Here is a 1604-nt window from a genome sequence, read left to right as displayed (position 1 = left end):
GCGTTCACGGGCTTCTCGGCGTCGCTGGAGGACGATCTGCGGGCGGGACTGGCGCGGGCGGCGGAGGCGATCGATTCCGGCGCCGCCGCGGCGATGCTGGACCGCTGGATCGCCTTCAGCTGACCTTCACGGGCTGAGCTTCGGTCCGGCGGCCGCGCTGCGGAGCCAGTGCGGCCGCCAGGACCGCGAGCATGCCCAGCCCCTCCGGCCAGCTCGGGCGGTGGCCGTAGAAGGCGATGTCCACCAGCACGGCGACCACCGGGTACAGGTAGGACAGCAGCGCCACCGTCGTGGTCGGCAGCTTGCCGATGCTCGCGTACATCAGCACGTACATCAGTGCCGTGTGGACGGTCCCGAGCAGGACGAGCCACAGCAGCCCCGAAGTCGTCGTGGGCAGGGGCGTGACGAGCAGCAGAGGTGCCAGCACCAGCGCGCCCACCGTCGTCTGCACGGCGGCCAGGAGGTGCGGCCGGATGTGCTTCAGCTGCTTCGCGACGAAGGACGCTCCCGCGTACAGCACGGCGGCGCCGAGTGCGAGGCCGATTCCGGCCAGCTGCACGGGTTTGCCGTCCTCGCCGTGGGCGGAAAGCGAGATCAACGCCACTCCGCCGAACGCGACGGCGGCCCGGGCCAGGTGGCTCTTCGCGACCTTCTCGCCGAGGAACGCGGCCGCCAGGCCGACCAGGATCAGCGGCTGCGTGTGGTAGACGACCGTGCTGACCGAGATCGACGACAGCGCGTACGAAGCGAACAGCAGCACCCAGTTGCCGACCAGGAAGAGCCCGCCCAGCACGGCGAGGCCGAGGTCGCGGCGGGACGGCCGCCAGGCCTGCAGCCAGCCGCGGGAGAGGCACCACAGGACCAGCAACGCGCCCCCGACGAAGCAGCGGGCGAAGGCCACCGCCGGCGCGGCCGCGCCGCTCTCGAGGACGACGGCGCCGATCGTGCCGGACATGGCCATCGCCGCGGACCACTGGAGCAGCGGGCGGGTTTCCGAATTCGTCATGACGACCAGGTTCGTCTCGCCGGCGCCCGCCAACCAGTGTCAGAGATGACAACGGCCGCAAAACTTGTGACAGACTGGCCGGCATGGACGTCAACCGGGTCGCGGTGGTGCTCGCCGACCGCGTTTCGCCGTTCGAGCTGGGCGTCGCGTGCGAGGTCTTCGGCACCGACCGCAGCGCCGACGGCATCGAGGGCTGGGACTTCGGCGTCTGCTCGCCGGGCGGCGGCGCGGTCGCCAGCTGGTCCGGGTTCGGGCTCTCCGGCCTCCAGGACCTCGACTACGCGGCGACGGCGGACCTGCTCATCGTCCCGACGTGCGCACCCCGGACCGCGCCCCCGCCCGAGCCGGTGTTGGACGTCCTGCGCGACGCCGCCGCACGCGGGGCGTGGGTCGCGGGGTTCTGCGCGGGCGTCTTCACGCTGGGCTACGCGGGCCTGCTGGACGGGCGGCGCTGCACGGTCCACTGGGTGTACGAGGCCGAGTTCCGCGCGCGCTTCCCCACCGCCGACGTCGACCCGCAGGCGCTGTACGCCGACGACGGCGGCGTCCTGACCAGCGCGGGCACGGTCGCGGCGGTCGACCTGTGCCTGCACCTGGT

General features: G+C 72.6%; 2 protein-coding genes and 1 pseudogene. 2 read left to right on the top strand and 1 reads right to left on the bottom strand.

All coding sequences use genetic code 11. The annotated features are described in order from the left end of the window. A pseudogene (locus G3I65_RS58145) lies at nt 1-123 on the top strand (anthranilate phosphoribosyltransferase); the annotation flags it as partial. On the opposite strand, the gene G3I65_RS56045 reads toward G3I65_RS58145, so the two are convergent. Next, nucleotides 116-1006, bottom strand: a complete 891-nt coding sequence (locus G3I65_RS56045) for a DMT family transporter (protein WP_160704783.1) — start codon at nt 1004-1006, stop codon at nt 116-118. The pseudogene G3I65_RS58145 and the gene G3I65_RS56045 overlap by 8 nt on opposite strands. Before the next feature lie 83 nt (nt 1007-1089). On the opposite strand from G3I65_RS56045, the gene G3I65_RS56040 reads away from it, so the two are divergent. Continuing rightward, a partial coding sequence (locus tag G3I65_RS56040) for a GlxA family transcriptional regulator (RefSeq protein WP_160704781.1) occupies nt 1090-1604 on the top strand: 515 nt, incomplete at its 3' end.

Origin of the sequence: Amycolatopsis sp. SID8362, from assembly GCF_010550475.1 — a bacterium.
In the GTDB taxonomy this organism is placed as follows: Bacteria; Actinomycetota; Actinomycetes; order Mycobacteriales; family Pseudonocardiaceae; genus Amycolatopsis; species Amycolatopsis eburnea.
The sequence above is the reverse complement of the archived record's forward strand: the minus strand, read 5'-3'. Positions and strand labels throughout refer to the sequence as shown.

Coding starts and splice junctions, on each gene's coding strand:
- G3I65_RS56045 (WP_160704783.1), bottom strand. CDS start 1,006: ATGACGAATTCGGAAACCCGCCCGCTGCTCCAGTGGTCCGCGGCGATG.